We start from the raw sequence: 16,184 nt of genomic DNA on the forward strand, positions 1-16,184 counted from the left end.
TCTTTTTAATTCTTAATGACAAACTTCATGATTTTTATAGTAAAATAAGCAAAAATTTAAAAGAGAAAAAATGGATTTTCAAAATATTCAAAAACAAATTTCGGTACTAAAAGAAAGTTTGACAGCATTAGAACAAAATAGTGAACACGAGATCGGCTTGGCAGTTGGGGTTGTTGAGTTTAATAAAAATGCTGATGAACTTAAAAAAAAGCTTACAAATTTAAAAGGTGAAAGCGATTTTTTTAAAAGTGTCTTCAATACAGAGGACTATTATGAAAACATTAGTACTTATTTGGAGCAGATAAAGAGAAGCTTAAATTATAAAATTGAGAAAAACGGTGTGAGCTTTAAGGCAAATGAAAATTTGCAAGAAAGCTATGTTGCCATTTTAAATATAATAGAAATTTTAGTAGCAGAGTATCAAATACAAAACAAAAATAAAGCGAAAAATCTCTTTTCTAGGACAACAGACACTACTCAAATAAAATCAATACTTGCGGAGCTAAATACTCTACAAGAGCGTATACATAATGTTTTGCATATTCATTCTAGGATAGTTTCAAATGTTATTTTGCAAAATTTTAAGATAATTTATACGTTCTTTTATAATTGTATTAAGGCTGCAAAGCAACGCAAAGATGAACTTTTACTGGTGGAGATCGCGGGTATAACTGATAAGATAATAACTATGACAAAACCAGTCTTTAGTGCAAAAATTTTAAATACAAATGAGCTTATTTATCACTACTTGATCTTTGAGCTAAAAGAACTAAAAGCTTGTGCGATAGGCGAGGAACTAGTTTAAAATTTTATCAATTATCTCTTTTGCTCCATTTGGCAAAAGGATCTCTTTTAGAGCTTTACTGCTTTTGTTTAGATCAAAATTTTCTATCATTCCTATAACTTCATCTTTGTCTAAATTTTCTCCATTTTGCAAGCAAATTTTAGCAATGCCTTTATCTTTTAAAAATTTAGCGTTATAAAACTGATGATTACCAGCAGCATAAGGAAATGGCACAAAGATAGATGGCAAAGCATTTGCGCAAAGCTCCCAAAGCGAGCTAGCTCCTGCTCTTGATATGGCAAGGTCAGCCTTGCTCATCTTATTTTCTATCTCTTTACTAAATTCAAAAATTTCTAAATTCGTTTCATTAAAGCCAAGTTCATCATATTTTTTTTTAAGTTCATCAAAGCCGTTTTTACCACATTGATGAATGATCTTTATACCTTTTTCTTTAAGATATGGAGCTAAATTTATAGCTAGTTCATTTATCGCTTTTGCGCCTTGCGAGCCTCCTAAAAACAAAATAGTCTTTAGCTCCTCTCTCACTCTTGCACTATCGAAAAATTTCTTTGCCACAGGGTAAGGGTAGGGCGAAGCTTCATCATAAGAGCTAAAAAAGCCTTTCGCATAGGGCTTTAAAATTTTATTTAATTTGCCCATTACAGCATTTTGTTCGTGGATAAAAAGTGGTACTTTTGAGATAATGGCTGCAATAGCCGCTGGAGCTGCTGAATAGCCACCAACGCTAATGACTGCATTAACGCCATTTTCTTTAAAAATTTGCTTGCATTTTAGCGCTAGGCTTATGATATTTGTTAGTGATTTTAGCTTTGCAAGGCCTCTTTTATTTACGACGCCGCTACTTGGTAAGAAAAATTTTTGTAAAAAATTCTCGTCATTCTCAAACCAAAATTTATCTTGCCCACTAGTTGAACCAATAAAAATGGGCTTAATATCTCGTCTATTTAGCTCCTCACAAAAGCTCTTTGCAATCGCTAAATGCCCACCAGTGCCTCCACCGCAAATAACAATCATAATTTTGCCCTTTTACTAACCATCAAAACCATGCCGATACCGATACAAATCGCAAGCACAGAGCTACCACCGTAACTAAGAAATGGCACAGCAATACCTTTGATAGGCGTGATCGATGTGATGCCATAGCTATTCATTAAAAATGAAAACGATAATATAAGCCCGACACCAAGCGTAAATAAATGATAGACCTTATTTTCGCTTCTAGCTGAAATTCTAAAAATTCTATAAAGTAGCGTTATAAATATAGCTACGATACACAAAATACCAAATACACCAACCTCTTCAGCGATACCAGCTAGTACAAAGTCAGTATGAACCTCACTTAAAAAGCCAAGTTTAAAGATACCAGCGCCAAGCCCTTCGCCGAAAAATTCGCCATGCTTTATAGCGTTTAACGAGTGAGAAATTTGATATGGCTCTGGCGCATCAGCCACTCTTAATACATCTGCAACGCTATCAGGCAAGAAAGAAAGCACCATATTTTGTATCGTGCCCCACCATGATTTTATACGTAAAATTCTATGCTCAGAGCTGATTATCGCTACTGTCATAACAAAAGCAGCTCCTAAAATACCGATACTAAAAAGTCTTGCGCTTGCTCCTGCAAAAAGTGCCATCGTCACAAATGTAAGTGCTAGCACGACCACTTGACCAAGGTCATTTTGCATAACAGCGATAAGAAAGATAGCAACACCAAAAAGAATAATATAAGGCATGAGTATCTTAATCTCATCTAGCAAGGTCCTTTTGCCTTCACTAAATTTTCTAGTAAAACTCCAAGCCAAGAAGTAGACAAAACCGATTTTAAAAAACTCAACTGGAGCTAGCGAAAAGCCAGGTAGCCTGATCCAACGCCTGGCGCCACCAGCGTCAGTTACCATTGAAGCTGGCAATGCATGCATTAGCCCCATGGCGATACCGCAAGATATAAGAAGGCCAAACCCTATCCAAACAAGCGTTTTTTCAGGATTGAGTCTAGAGAGCCACCACATAATGAAAATTCCGATACAACCAACAATAAACTGGCGGATAAAAAAGTGAAACTCGTCGTAATTAAAAAATAAAACCGTAAAAACTGGCAAAGATAGTGAAAAAATAATGCTTATAGCGATCAAAGTCGAACAAAGATAGAAAATGATCTTATCAACTGCCAAAATTTAACTCCAAGTTTAAAAAGTGTTAAAGTATAATAAAAAACGGCTTACAAAGATATTATTTGCTATAATTGCAGGCTTTAAGGAAGGGCATGAAAATAGGTATATTTGACTCAGGACTTGGCGGACTGAGCGTCTTAAATGAAGCTTTAAACAAGCTTAGCGAGCATGAATTTTTATATTATGCAGACGTAAAAAATGTCCCGTATGGACAAAAGAGTAGGGATGAGATATTAAAATTTAGCTTTGATGCGGTGAAATTTCTCATAGAAAATGGCGCAAAAGCTGTCGTAGTGGCTTGCAACACAGCAACTAGTGTAGCGATAAAAGAGCTTAGAGCAAATTTAAATGTACCCATAATCGGCATGGAGCCAGCTGTAAAAAAGGCTCATGACTTAAGCCATAATGATGCCTTAAAAACGCTTGTCATAGCCACTCCGGTCACCGTAAATGGTGTAAAACTAAAAGAGCTGATCGCAAATTTACACGCAAAAAATAAGACTGAGCTACTTGCTCTACCACGCCTTGTAAATTTTGCTGAAAATGGGGAATTTGACACCGAGAATGTGAAATCATATCTAAAAGAAGAGTTAGCTAAATTTGATCTAAATAAATTTGGTTTTTTAGTGCTTGGCTGCACGCACTTTAACTATTTTAAAGATAGCATAAGAGAATTTTTGCCGTCAAATATAAGCATAATTGATGGTAACGAAGGAACAATAAACCGCCTTATAAGCGAGCTTAGGCTTACGATTTCAAATGCAAATTTAACTTCAAATGTGAAATTTTTCTACTCTGGCGCCGAGGTGTACGAGCAAAGCGAACTAGATAAAATTTCAAGAAATTTAGCTAGATTAGAGAAGATGAGAGAGATTTACTAGACTAAATTTAGCTAAAACCTTGAGCCAAATTTTAGAAAATACACTAAATTTTACATGTTTTTATATGTATTTAGCCTTTTCTTTGCTTTATTATATAGACCACGCTTATTACTGCAACTACAGCCAAAAGAGCGATCGTGATTATTAAAAGTGTCTGTTTGCTAGGATTTGAGCCTAGAAAATAGCCAACTCCAAGCAAAATAGCACACCAAATCCCAGCTCCAAGCGTGGTAAATAGGCAAAATCTAAAAATGTTCATCTTAGCAAGTCCAGCTGGTAGGCTGATGTATTGACGAATGCCAGGAATAAGACGTGAGTTAAATGTAGAAATTTCGCCGTGTTTGTTGAAAAATGCCTCAAATTTATCCATTTTTTCGTGAGTGATGCCCACAAATTTGCCGTATTTTAAAACGATCTCACGTCCAAAAAAATAGCAAAGATAATAGTTAAAAATAGCTCCAAGTAAGCTACCAAGCGTACCTGCAAAAAAGGCCAAAATTAAACTCATTTCACCTTTATGCGCCAAATAGCCAGCCGGTATCATCGCGACCTCGCTTGGAAATGGAAAAAACGAGCTTTCTAAAAACATCATCACAAATATGCCAGCATAACCCCAGCTACTTACGCTCGCAACTATAAAATCAATAACATCATGCAGCATTCAATTTCCTAAAAATTTTATAAAAAAAGTCATTTTAGCAAAGCATAGCTTAAGCTTTTTGACAAAAAATAAAGAGAGTTTATAGCTTATTAAAACAAGATGAAAGTAGAAACAAAATAGGGCGAAAGCTCGCCCCGTTTTTAAAATGCAGGTATAACTTCGCCTTTATAGCGAGTAATGATGAAATTTTTGGTATCAGGCTAAGCACCGCATCAATCAAAGCTTTGATTTTAGGGTTATTTTCGTTGCCAGCCTTTGTAACGATGATGTTGGCGTAAGGACTGTTGGCATCCTCAAGCAAAAGTGCGTCTTTTGCCACGCTCATACCAAGATCAAGGACGAAATTTGTGCTAATGGCAGCAATATCGACATCATCAAGCGTCCTTGGGATCTGAGCGCCTTCTAGCTCGACAAACTGCAAATTCTTAGGATTTTTAGTTATGTCATTTACGGTTGCGACTTTCACGTTTTTATCGATCTCTATAAGACCAGCTTTCTCTAAAATTCTAAGCGCTCTGTTGCCATTTGACGGATCGTAAGCGATAGCCACTTTTGTGCCATCTTTTAGATCTTTTATATTTTTTATCTTTTTAGAGTAAAAGCCAAGTGGCTCGACATGGACGTTTGCAACGCTTACAAGGTGTAAGCCTCTAGCCTTATTTTGCTCCTCAAGATATGGCAAATGCTGAAAGAAATTTGCATCCAAGCTGCCATCTTCTGTGGCGACATTTGGGATGGAGTAGTCTGAAATTTCAGAGATAACAAGGTCATAGCCTTTATCTTTTAGCTTTGGCTTTACAAATTCTAAAATTTCAGCGTGTGGCACTGGCGATACGCCAACTACGATAGTGTGGTCTTTGTCGGCTGCGTGAAGGCTTAGAGCAACTAAAGATGCGGTTAAAAGTTTGATAAATTTCATTGTTTTTCCTTTTTTATTTGGTTTAAGCGACGCTAAAAAGGTAAAAGCTTTTACGTCGCTTATTTAAAATTTTAATTAAAACGCTGGAAGAATAGCGCCGTTGTATTTGATCTCGATAAATTTCTTAACTTCTGATGAGTTAATAGCCTTATCAAGAGCCTTTATTTTAGGGCTATTTTCGTTGCCAGACTTTACTACAACATAGTTTACATATGGGCTATTTTTGCTTTCAAGCACAAGTGCGTCTTTTACCGGATTAAGATTAGCATTTAGAGCATAGTTTGTGTTGATAACTGCAATAGTAACGTCATCAAGCGTTCTTGGCACTTGAGCAGTCTCGATCTCTTCAAATTTAAGCTTTTTAGGGTTATCAACTATATCAAGCGGAGTTTTTAGTGGATTATCGTTTAGCTTAATAAGTCCAGCATTTGCAAGGATATCTAAAGCACGGCTTTCATTTGTCGGATCATTTGGGATAGATACGGTCGAACCATCTTTTAGATCTTTGATGTCTTTTATCTTTTTAGAATAAACTCCCATTGGCTCAAGATGAACGCCAACTGTTTTTACAAGATGAGTACCTTTGTTTTTATTAAATTCGTCCAAATATGGAAGGTGCTGAAAGAAATTTGCATCTAAATCGCCATCTTCTGTTGCAAGGTTTGGCGTAGTGTAGTCGTTAAATTCTTTGATCTCAAGCGTATAGCCATCTTTTGCCAAAATAGGCTTTACAACCTCTAAAATTTCAGCATGTGGGATAGGTGTAGCACCAACGATTATTGTTTTTGATTTATCAGCTGCATTTGCACTTACACTAAGACCAAGAGCAACTAAAGAAGTAAGAAGTAGTTTTTTCATTTATTATCCTTTTAAAATTTGCCAAGCACCAAAAAAGGATAAATTTAAGCTATAGGGTTAAATTTCTTTTTAAGCGCTTAAGCTAGTTCTAAGCACTTAAAAAGAAATTTTGTGCTTAGAGATTAGTCTTTCGACAACGCGTTTTTTACTAGGCGGCACATGTGGCACATATCTGATTTCATCTTTTATCCTTTCAGCTAAAAATTAATTCGGGCAATTTTAAGGAAAAAAGCTTAAAATCAGATAAAAACAAAGGCCTATTTTTTAGAAATTTTATATAAGTAGTTACCTAAAACTTGAAAAATTTGAACCATAATGATAAGAATAACCACGGTGTAGAGCATGATATCTGGGCGAAATCTTTGATATCCGTAGTTTATAGCGACAGATCCTAGTCCGCCACCACCAACTGCTCCAGCCATAGCTGAAAAGCCGATATTTACGATAAGTGTTAGCGTAAATGCCGAGATGATACCAGGAAGCGCCTCTACAAACATAACGCGAAAGATGATCTGAAATTTCGAGCTACCAAAGCTTTGAGCAGCCTCGATGATGCCTTTATCAACCTCTTTTAGAGCATTTTCAATGAGCCTTGCTACAAACGGAGCCGCTCCAATAGTTAGCGGAACGATCGCAGCCGTAGTACCGATGCTTGTGCCTACGATCATTTTTGTGACCGGAAATAGCACAATAATAAGGATAATAAATGGAAAGCTTCTAAGCACGTTTATAACGATATCAAGTACAAAATAAAGCTGCTTGTTTGGCTTTAGCCCGTCTTTGTCTGAAAGTATGAGCAAAACCGCAGGTATGAGACCTATTATAAAGGCGAGCAGGGTGGAGACTATGCTCATATATAGCGTCTCGCCGATAGCTGGCAGCAGTATCCTAGAAAATACATCTGGAAATTTAGAAAAATCAATACCAAACATCAAGCAACCTCCCATAAAACGCCACTTTGCTTGATATAGTTAAGCACGTTTTCTTTATCTTTTTCATCTATGTTTATGACAAGCGAGCCAAGGACGTTGTCGTTTAGCTTTTCAAGCTTGCCCCAGACTATGTTAAAGTCGATATTTAGGCTTCTTGCCATGTGTGTTATCACGCTATTTTGAGCCACTTCTTTTGGAAAAAATAGCCTGATATTTGTGCCAGTGCTCGGCAAAATTTCTACTTCGCCTAAAAATTCTTTCATCTTCTCGTCCGGCTTTAAAAATAGTTCTTCAATACTTCCAGAGCCTATTATCTTGCCGCCTTCAAGCAAAATCGCGCATTTTGCGATCGATTTTACTACCTCCATCTCGTGTGTGACGATGACGACGCTGATGTCTAGCTCTTTGTTTATCTTCTCAAGCAATTCTAAAATTTGATTTGTCGTGTTTGGATCAAGAGCTGAAGTCGCCTCGTCGCTTAGTAAAATTTTAGGATTTAAAGCAAGTGCTCTAGCGATGGCGACACGCTGTTTTTGGCCGCCGCTTAGTTCGCTTGGATAGCTTTTTGCCTTGCTTTCAAGACCGACTAAATTTAAAAGTTCTCTTACTCTTTTTTCGGTCTTGTCACTTTTATATCCCCAAAATTTAAGCGGAGTAGCCACGTTTTCAAAGACATTTTTCCTAGCCATCAGGGCAAAATGCTGAAATATCATTCCGACATCTCGCCTTAAAATTCTTTGCTGCATCTCATCTAAATTTTTTATCTCTTGATCAAAGACTTTTAAGCTACCACCTTGATAGCTTTCAAGCCCGTTTATACACCTTAAAAGTGTTGATTTGCCAGCGCCGCTGTGTCCTACAATAGCAAAAATTTCACCCTTTGCAACCTCTAGATTTACATCATAAAGGATCTGCGTACCGCCATAAAATTTGGTTAAATTTTCTATCTTTATCACTATTTTTCTCCAAGAGCTTCTAATTCTTCACATACTTTTTTAAATTTAGCCTCAGCACTTTCTAGCGCCTCTTTGTTTGTCTCTATGACCTCTTTTGGTGCGTTTGCTACGAAATTTTGGTTATTTAGCATGCCTGAAAGCTTAGCTATCTCTTTTTCAAGCTTTGTCTTTTGAGACCTTAGCCTTGTGATGATACCGCTCATATCAAGCCCTTCAAGCGGGACAAATGCCTCTAAATTTTCGCTCACATCTCTTATTGAATTTTCGATTTTCTCATCTACAAAGCCGATCTCTTCGCATTTTGCAAGCAGCTTGATGTACTCTTTAACCTCGTCAAGATCTATTTTGTCATTAAATTTAACAAAGGCTTTTGCGATCTTTGAGTTGCCAAGATCGATAGTCGCTTTTGCACGGCGAATAGCACGATCGCTTCGATAACTAGCTCAAATTTCTTCTCAACCTCTAAATTTCGCTCTTTTATCTCTGGATAGCTCATCACCATTATTGATTTTGCATTTTCAAGCTGTGTGCCGCTAAGCTCTTGAAATAGATACTCTGAGAGAAACGGCATGAAAGGATTTAGCAGTTTCATCGCCTCTTTAAATATACTTCCAAGCTCTTTTACACTCGCTTTGTCAGCCTTGCTAAGCTCGATGCCCCAGTCACAAAACTCATCCCAAAGGAATTTATAAAGCGTGTTTGCAGCGTCATTGAAGCGGTAGGCGTCGATGTTTTCGCGCACCTCTCTCACGCACTCGTTAAAGCGGCTGTTCATATAAATTCCAAGCTTTGTTTCAAGCTTGATATCCTCTAAATTTGCAAATTTGCTCTCATTTAGCATGAGATATTTGCTCGCATTATAAAGCTTGTTGGTGAAATTTCTTACCTGCTTCATCTTAGCGTCGCTTAGCTTGATGTCGCGTCCTTGAACGGCCAAAAGCGTTAGCGTAAAGCGCAAGATATCGGCGCTATACTCATTTATGCTATCAAGTGGGTTGATGACGTTACCAAGACTCTTGCTCATCTTTCTGCCGAATTCGTCCTTTACAAGCGCGTGCAAATATATGTCGTCAAATGGCAGCTTACCAAGGGCATTTTCACCCTGAAACATCATCCTAGCAACCCAGAAAAATAATATATCAAAGCCAGTTATGAGAAGGTTGTTTGGATAAAACTCAGCGAGATCCCCCTCAAACCATTTTTCATTTTTAAGCTCATTTTCATTGCCCCAGCCAAGTGTGCTAAATGGCCAAAGACCAGAGCTAAACCATGTATCTAGCACGTCTGGATCTTGGTGAATGTTTTTACTTTTACACTTTTTGCACTCGCACGGCTCCCCCTCATCAGCCCATATATAACCGCAATCATCGCAGTAAAATACTGGAATTTGATGTCCCCACCAAAGCTGGCGTGAGATACACCAGTCTCTTAGCTCTCTCATCCACGCATTAAAGCTGTTTATCCAGTGCGGCGGGTAAAATTTAGCAAGGCTCTCTGAGACCTTTTGTATCGCTTCATCTGCGATCTCTTTTTTGACAAACCACTGCTTTGAGATGTATGGCTCTACGACGTTTTTGCAGCGGTAGCAGTAGCCTACTTGGTTTTCGTAGTCTTCTATCTTTTCAACATTGCCAAGTTTTTCAAGCTCGGCTACTACGACATCTCTAGCCTCAAGCCTCTCAAGACCTGCAAATTTATCGCACTTGTCGTTTAAAATGCCCTTTTCATCAAAGACAGTGATAAACTCAAGGTTATGTTTTTTGCCTACCTCGTAGTCGTTTTGATCGTGCGCAGGCGTGACCTTAACAAGGCCTGTTCCAAACTCCATATCGACATGCTCGTCTGCGATGATCTCGATCTCTCTATTTATGATAGGTAGCACCACCTTTTTGCCGATTAAATTTTTATAGCGCTCGTCGTTTGGATTTACCATTACGGCGGTGTCGCCAAAGTAGGTTTCAGGACGAGTAGTTGCAACTACTATATAAGCGCCTTGTCTCGCATGCGCCTTTGCTGGAGACTGCTGCTCGTTCTTCACTGCAACGCACGAAGAGTGCGCTTCATTCGAACTCGCATCGCAACCAGCAAATTCATCATGTGATACTTCTGCTTGATAGTTTTCTAAATTTTGTCCATCCGCAAAGTAGTATCTCAAATGATAAAGCTTGCCTTTATTCTCTTTGTGCTCAACCTCGATGTCAGAGAGTGCTCCGTCGTGCGTACACCAGTTTATCATGTAGTTTTTCTGAACGATCAGTCCTTTGTCGTATAAATTTACAAAGGCTTTTTTCACAGCTTTTCTTAAGCCCTCATCCATGGTAAATCTCTGGCGTGACCAAGCCGGAGTGATGCCAAGTTTGCGCATCTGATGGACGATCATGCCGCCGCTTTTCTCCTTCCACTCCCACACTTTTTCTACAAATTTCTCGCGTCCAAGCTCTTCTTTTTTGATACCTTGGGCTAAAAGCTGCTTTTCAACGACGTTTTGAGTAGCGATGCCGGCGTGGTCAAGTCCTGGCTGCCAAAGTGTCTTATAGCCGTCCATCCTCTTGTAACGAGCCATGATATCTTGGAGTGTGAAGGTTAGGGCATGCCCGATGTGAAGCGAGCCAGTCACGTTTGGAGGTGGCATCATAATGCAAAATTTACGTCCATCTTTTTGGATATCTTTGTTCGCGTCTATCTCGAAGTATCCGCGTTCTTCCCAAATTTTATAAAATTTATCTTCTATCTCTTTTGCATTGTAAAATTCTGCCACTTTTATCTCCTCAGTTTCGTTTAAAAAATGCTTAATACTATCTAAAATTTGTTTAAAAAAATCTTTGCAAAAGTGGGGAAATATGGGCTTGGGGCGGTTAAACGCCCCAAAATTTATATGGCTTATTTGACAGTAAAGCTTCGCTGAGCTAGGTCGTAATCGTTTTGTCTTTCGTTATACATATTTTCAGTTGTGACCGCACCAAGCGAGCATTTGCCACCAAGTCTTACACGATAAGGTGTGTAAAGCATAGCCTCTCTCTTGTCACTATCTAGTGTATAAAAACTTAAGACTCGATCATCTTTTATGCTTTGATATTCAAGCTCAATGCTATCTTTAAGGCTCTTACTAAAGCCACTTAAATTTTCATTTATTGGCTCAAAGCAGCTGCTTACTATCTCGTTTATTACACCATTTTTAACCATAGCTTTAGAATTTATCACTATTTTTGAATAGACAACATCATTTACTCTTAGGCTGTCAAGACCTAGCTCTTTTCCTTTTTCATCGACAAACGTTCTATAAATATCAAGCTCTTTTGGCTCTATTTTGTGCTTGATCTCAAGTGGCACATAAGCGTAGCTTAAAATAGTGGCATATAGCTTGTTTTTACCAAGTGGCGTGATGGTAAAATTTCCATCTTTTGCTGTAAATGATACACTTAAAAGGCCATCAAATTCTTTGCTTTCGCCATTATAGCTAAGCTTAAATTTATTATTTTTCTCGCCAACATCTTTGCCAAAGTAGGCATTTAGCGCTCTAAGAGTAAAAGCGCGCTCCTGCGTTGAGCTTAGCTCATTTAAATTTGTTATCAAGAAATTTGCAAGATCATCTGAGTAGTCGTTTTTCTCAAAATATTTTGCGTGCAGATACAAGATAAATGCATTGTCTCTCATCTTTGAGCCAAAGCTAGAATAATCCCTGCTGTAATCAGCTATCTGAGCTTTTTTAATATCTTTTAGCGCCACCTTTGCTTCGTCATTTAAGCCATTTAGTTTCAAAGCTGCTGCCATTAGATATTTATTAAGTGCAGTCGTATTGTAAGCTTTGTGGTCATAAATTTTATTTAGCACCGATTTATCAGCAACATTTGCGCGGGAGCTTACATAAATAGCATATAGGGCTTCAATGTCTGTGTTTGTATATTTTAAGAGCGAATTTAATGCTCTTTGCTTTACATTTTTATTTAGCTCATATCCAGCCTCTTCAAGATCAAGCAGCACATCAGTTGCATAGATCGAAGCAAATGCATTTGTACTACCTAGATCGCTCCAGTAGCCAAAGCTACCATCTGGTTTTTGCATCTTAATTAGCTCACTCATACCGCTTGCAATAAATCTCTTTTGATCATTTTTTTCAAGCTCATCTTTTGGCCTTAAATTTAAAAGCGCAAGCAGTCTTGAGCTCCTTTGCTCCGCACATCCGTAAGGGTACTCGACTAAATTTTTAGAAGCTGCTAATAGCACGCTTGAGACCGAGCTTGACGCATCTATACTAACATTGTGAAAGCCTTTTGGAAGCGAGATCGTGCTCTCTTTGTCAAAGACGCTACTTTTTGCATAGGTGCTAATCGTATAAGGATTAACTACATCAAGTAAATTTTGAGCCGTTTTTGAGCTGTTTTTATCGCTTATTGTTATATTGTATTCGCCAGCTCCAGCTTCAAGAGCTGAAATTTTAAATGTAAAGGCTTTATTTTCAAGCGGCTTTAAATTCGCATTTTCTTTTGTTTTAATGCTTAAATTTTTACTGCTAGCCACTTTTATGGTTAAATTTTTATCCTCATTTGTTGTGTTTATGAGCCTTAAGTTTGCATTTAGCTCATCACCTTTTAACAGATAAACTAACGCGCTTGGCTTAATAATCACATCATCTTTTACTAAAATTTCTTTATTTACAGCGTTCATGCCAGTTTCATTATTTGCCACGACATCTACTCTAATGGCAGAGTTAAAGCCATTTGGCGTTTTAAACTCGTATGAAATTTCACCATTATCGTCAGCTTGAAGGCTTACTAAATTTGCGTATGTTTTTATATTTTTGCTATCAACCGGGCTAGCATGTTTTGCCATCTTTGCCTCCATAGCAAGTGCTGCCATATCGCCACCAAAGCTTAATGTCTTGCCCTCGACTTTATAGTTTGTGAGCATATTATAAATGTCATAGTCAAAGACACCATCTGGTAAAATTTTGTCAAAAAATTTAAGTGGATCGGCTGGCTTTTGTGACGTTATATCAAGCACGCCAACATCTGTGATAAATAAATTTACATAAGCTTTTGGCTTTGTTTTTAGTGAAATTTTTATATTTTCATCGCTTTTTGCTGTATTTGGCGCATCAAGGCTTAGATTAAGTATCCTTGATGACTTATCGGCCTTAGCATAAACCTTACCGTAAGTCCTAAATGGAGTTAATCCACCATCTGTCATGCGGTAGATATTTGCACTCACGTAAAGTCCGCTAAAATCAAAGTCAAGTTTAAATTTCACATTTGCTGAGTTATTTTTTATCTTAACAACTTTGTAAGCTTTCACGCCACCATCTTCAAGTGTAACAAGGGCGATGCCTTCTTTTATAGCTGAGCTTATATCAGCACTTAGTTCATCGCCTTTTTTGTAGATATTTTTATTTAGTTTGATTTGAGATTTGCTAAGCTCTTTTGTAGGTGCTAGAGTCGAGTAGTTGTAGCCACTTACGTCCATATCAAGGCTTGTACTTGCTCCACTTACTAGATTTGTAGCGATGATCACATATGAGCCACTTTGTGTAAATTTGTAGCTAAACTCGCCATTATCTTTATAAAAATTATCCACATCTTCTAGAGTTTGAAACCACTTTATATAGCCATTTGCATCTCTTTGGTATTGCCAAGTAACACGCTTTATTTCAAATTTTAAATTTGATTTTACGGCCTTTTGACTTGACATATCTACCACAACCGTTCTTATTTTTACATCTTCGTTTGGCTCAGCAAATGTCGTGCTTGCTGCGATACCAACCATATCTTTGTAAGGATAGAGAGTAAAGCTTTTTGTATCGCTTACATTTTTGCCATCATCATTTACATTGAAATTTATCACGCCTGTTATGATAGAAGAGGCATTTTTAGTGCTAAAGCTAAGATCTATCATTTGGCTTGATTTGCCATCTTTTGAAAGAGTGAGATCGTTTTCAAAAGATGGATAAGCGCTTGGTTTTAGCGTATTGTTTTTAAATTTATACTCTTTAAACTCGCTATTTTTATATTCATCATCAAAAAAGCTCACCTGCATGCTGCCATCAAGCTCGCTAGCAGCGCCACCAAAGAGATAGTTACTAGCTAGATTGGCTCTAACAAGCTCATTTGCGAAAAATTTATCTCTCTCAAGCGTTATCTCATTCTTTATCCTATTTGGCATAAAACTCTCAACAAAAAATGGCACATTTGAGATCACTTTGCTTGCATAAATTACTTGCATATTAAATCTACCACTTAGATCGCTTAGTATCTCTTTTTCAAAATTTACCATGCCAACGTCATTTGTATTTTTTGAAATTTCAGCACTACTTTTGCCTTGTGGATCGAAAAATTTTATCTTTATAGGCATATTTTTTAAAGGATTAAAATCTCTATCTCTTAGATAGATTGCACCCTTTAAACTCTCATTTGGTCTTATGATATTTGAAGCAAAATGAACGTAAGCATCGATACTCTCACTGGCATTTTGGCTCATAAATTTCGCTTCATTTAACGCTTCGTCTTCTTTTAAAATAAGAAAATTTTGCTCTTTTCCAAGAGAGACAACTACCGAAGAGATATCTTTATAAATATCTTTTTTGTTAAATTTAAAAACGCCTATATCATTTGTCGCACCAACTGCGATTTCTTCGTTTTTCTTGCCATAAATTTTTACATTTGCGTTTGGCAGCATTGTATTTTCGCCAAGACGATTTGCAAATACGAAAATTTCATCCTTGCCAAGCTTTGCATTTACGGCGATATCACTTAGATAGACTACTTTTGAGACGCTCTTATCTTTGCCGTAGTTTAAGTTTATCTTATAAACTCCGTCTCCAGCCCCGGCAAAGTCGAGTTTGATTTTATTTAGCGAAATTTCATTTAATGCGCCATCAAGTTTATAGCTTTTGCTTGCCACTTTTGTGCTGAAGTTGCTTAACTCTTCGTTATTGTCATTAAAATTTAAGAAATATCTAAAATTTTGATCGCTTAGCTTTTCAATGCTTACATTTAATTCAGGCAAATTTGCACTTCTAATACCGATTTCGCCAACACTTGAGATATATGGCTCATTATTTATAAAATTTGCAAATGGAGTAAAATTGCCAGTTACTACTTCATAGCTACTTTCTTCTCTTACTACATTTCTATCATCACCAAAACCGGGCTTAATGGTGATTTCATAACTATTTTGTGGCTTAAAATCGTCACTTGTGATATCAATGTAGTAATAATACTCGCTAAGCTCTGAGTTTTCTTCATAGTTGTCACTATATTTAACGTCACTAATGCTAAAGTTTTTTACACCTTTAATGTTTATAAATTTTTTTAAGTTAATATCGTCATCAAGCCAATTTTTTAGATAAATTCTAAAGCCCAAGATGCCATTATCAAGGCTCACTGGATAAATTTCTGGTATCTCAAGACTCTTTGCATTATCATTTATATTTGCGCTTTCTTCACTTATCTCATCGGCAAAATTTACTACCGTTTCACCTGAAAGCGTTGCACCGAATTTGCTCTCAAATTTTTCACCAAAATCAAAAACTGGATTGCTTAAATTTTTATCAAGGTTAAGCTCAAAGCTATTGTTAGAAAGCTCAATCGCTTTAAATTTTGCATCTTTTACGGCAATATTTTTGATAGCTTCAATATTTACTTCATCATTAAATTTAAGTATATATTTGCTATCGCTTATTTTTTCTATCTTTGTTAGCTCAAATTCTTTCGTGGCAAAACTAGCAGTGCTTCCATTTTCAAGCTTGCAGCTGTAATCCAAACCAGCATGCATATCTTTTGTAAAAAGTAGCAAGCTTTGACTATTAAATCTAACCGTACCATTTAATGCTGGTTGGCACAAAAGTAGCTTTTTATCGCTTAGCATACCAACAAAATTTTTATCGACTTTATCTTCTAGTCCAAACTCTACGCTTAGGGGCGATTTTATCTGTGCTGTACCATTTAGGCTCAAAGCATATAAATTTGTCATTCCCAAAAGTGCTAGAAGCGCTACTTTTTGCCACAT

At 37.0% G+C, this 16,184-nt stretch carries 9 protein-coding genes and 2 pseudogenes; 2 read left to right on the top strand and 9 right to left on the bottom strand.

What is annotated here, in order from left to right; translation table 11 throughout:
• The first annotated feature begins 70 nt into the window (after window positions 1–70).
• A complete protein-coding gene (locus tag A3835_05210) occupies window positions 71–805 on the top strand; it encodes an imidazole glycerol phosphate synthase (protein ORI07882.1) in 735 nt (244 codons plus the stop codon).
• On the opposite strand, the gene A3835_05215 is transcribed toward A3835_05210, so the two are convergent.
• Both A3835_05215 and A3835_05220 read right to left on the bottom strand, forming a co-directional pair.
• The gene (locus tag A3835_05215; GenBank protein ORI07883.1) at window positions 797–1,819 is read right to left on the bottom strand and encodes a UDP-N-acetylglucosamine--N-acetylmuramyl-(pentapeptide) pyrophosphoryl-undecaprenol N-acetylglucosamine transferase; all 1,023 of its coding nucleotides are present in this window, start codon (window positions 1,817–1,819) and stop codon (window positions 797–799) included. The genes A3835_05210 and A3835_05215 overlap by 9 nt on opposite strands.
• Window positions 1,816–2,976, bottom strand: a complete 1,161-nt coding sequence (locus A3835_05220; GenBank protein ID ORI07884.1) for a cell division protein — start codon at window positions 2,974–2,976, stop codon at window positions 1,816–1,818. The genes A3835_05215 and A3835_05220 overlap by 4 nt, the downstream gene beginning before the upstream one ends.
• A 92-nt stretch (window positions 2,977–3,068) precedes the next feature.
• Here A3835_05220 and A3835_05225 point away from each other — a divergent pair, with 92 nt between their 5' ends.
• Window positions 3,069–3,857 carry a glutamate racemase gene (locus A3835_05225; GenBank protein ID ORI07885.1) on the top strand — a complete coding sequence of 263 codons (789 nt, stop codon included), beginning with the start codon at window positions 3,069–3,071 and terminating at the stop codon, window positions 3,855–3,857.
• Window positions 3,858–3,927: 70 nt separating this feature from the next.
• On the opposite strand, the gene A3835_05230 is transcribed toward A3835_05225, so the two are convergent.
• From A3835_05230 to A3835_05260, 7 genes and pseudogenes are all read right to left on the bottom strand, one after another.
• Window positions 3,928–4,518, bottom strand: a complete 591-nt coding sequence (locus A3835_05230; protein ID ORI07886.1) for a hypothetical protein — start codon at window positions 4,516–4,518, stop codon at window positions 3,928–3,930.
• A gap of 140 nt (window positions 4,519–4,658) precedes the next feature.
• A pseudogene (locus A3835_05235) lies at window positions 4,659–5,437 on the bottom strand (methionine ABC transporter substrate-binding protein).
• Between the two features lie 75 nt (window positions 5,438–5,512).
• On the bottom strand, window positions 5,513–6,295 hold the full coding sequence (locus A3835_05240) for a methionine ABC transporter substrate-binding protein (GenBank protein ID ORI07887.1): 783 nt from the start codon (window positions 6,293–6,295) through the stop codon (window positions 5,513–5,515).
• A 257-nt stretch (window positions 6,296–6,552) separates the two neighbouring features.
• Complete coding sequence (locus tag A3835_05245; GenBank protein ORI07888.1) at window positions 6,553–7,227, bottom strand: methionine ABC transporter permease; 675 nt, start codon at window positions 7,225–7,227, stop codon at window positions 6,553–6,555.
• Entirely contained in the window at window positions 7,227–8,183 is a 957-nt protein-coding gene (locus A3835_05250; protein ORI07889.1) for a methionine ABC transporter ATP-binding protein, read from the bottom strand. Before A3835_05250 ends, A3835_05245 begins: the two co-directional genes overlap by 1 nt.
• Window positions 8,183–10,941: pseudogene (locus A3835_05255) on the bottom strand (valine--tRNA ligase). Before A3835_05255 ends, A3835_05250 begins: the two are co-directional and overlap by 1 nt.
• Window positions 10,942–11,063: 122 nt before the next feature.
• Entirely contained in the window at window positions 11,064–16,184 is a 5,121-nt protein-coding gene (locus tag A3835_05260; protein ORI07890.1) for an alpha-2-macroglobulin, read from the bottom strand.

Origin of the sequence: Campylobacter concisus, from assembly GCA_002092835.1 — a bacterium.
Lineage (GTDB): Bacteria > Campylobacterota > Campylobacteria > Campylobacterales > Campylobacteraceae > Campylobacter_A > Campylobacter_A concisus_K.

What these genes read in the sequence shown, in the direction of transcription:
- A3835_05210 (ORI07882.1), top strand. Translation starts at nt 71, where the DNA reads ATGGATTTTCAAAATATTCAAAAACAAATTTCGGTACTAAAAGAAAGT.
- A3835_05215 (ORI07883.1), bottom strand. Translation starts at nt 1,819, where the DNA reads ATGATTGTTATTTGCGGTGGAGGCACTGGTGGGCATTTAGCGATTGCA.
- A3835_05225 (ORI07885.1), top strand. Translation starts at nt 3,069, where the DNA reads ATGAAAATAGGTATATTTGACTCAGGACTTGGCGGACTGAGCGTCTTA.
- A3835_05230 (ORI07886.1), bottom strand. Translation starts at nt 4,518, where the DNA reads ATGCTGCATGATGTTATTGATTTTATAGTTGCGAGCGTAAGTAGCTGG.
- A3835_05240 (ORI07887.1), bottom strand. Translation starts at nt 6,295, where the DNA reads ATGAAAAAACTACTTCTTACTTCTTTAGTTGCTCTTGGTCTTAGTGTA.
- A3835_05245 (ORI07888.1), bottom strand. Translation starts at nt 7,227, where the DNA reads ATGTTTGGTATTGATTTTTCTAAATTTCCAGATGTATTTTCTAGGATA.
- A3835_05260 (ORI07890.1), bottom strand. Translation starts at nt 16,184, where the DNA reads ATGTGGCAAAAAGTAGCGCTTCTAGCACTTTTGGGAATGACAAATTTA.